This window comes from Vibrio sp. 1641 (genome assembly GCF_033339995.1).
Lineage (GTDB): Bacteria > Pseudomonadota > Gammaproteobacteria > Enterobacterales > Vibrionaceae > Vibrio > Vibrio alginolyticus.
Genome location: NZ_JAWOVP010000348.1, coordinates 1 through 591 on the forward strand (window position 1 = coordinate 1; position 591 = coordinate 591).

Here is a 591-nt window from a genome sequence, read left to right on the forward strand (position 1 = left end):
GGTTATTTGAAGTACCAAGTATCGATTCCTTCAGTTCAAGTCGATTTTGAAAATGGTGACGAGTTACACCTGAATGATCTGAGTGGACAGGGTAAGGGTAAGCAAGCGAAAGGTTATTGGCTTGGTGAACAAACCTTTTCTCTAGAAAAGTTAGATGTGGTTGATTCATCGCTTAAACAGGTATTTTTGATTGAAAAGGCGAGCTACAGCGGCAACACGTCGAATGACGAAACCGGTGAGAAGCTAAACAGCCAATTGAACATTAATGCTCAAAAAATGCGCCTAACGGATGGCACTGATGTTGATAACTTTAAGTTGAATTTTGCTATTGCAGATGTCGATAGTAACTCGTTCGATCAAATTATGTCGATCTATCAAAGCTCACCAGTACTTGATGAACAACAGGTGTCCGAATTAATGCCTCACATCGACACGCTATTTAGTAAGGGCTTTAAGCTTTCAGTTAATGAGCTTTCTTTGGCGTTTGGTGAAGGTAAATTCCGCAACGAGTGGCAATTATCTGTCCCTCAAGGTACAGACCATATCACGCAAGACCCAATGAAGTTGATGACCGCAACAAACGGCGAATTG

Annotated in this window: 1 protein-coding gene; it reads left to right on the forward strand. The window is 41.5% G+C overall.

Features of this window, described 5'->3' with window-relative positions; translation table 11 throughout:
• On the forward strand, positions 1-591 hold a 591-nt coding region (locus tag R7Z47_RS25925; protein WP_318130905.1), incomplete at both ends, for a DUF945 family protein.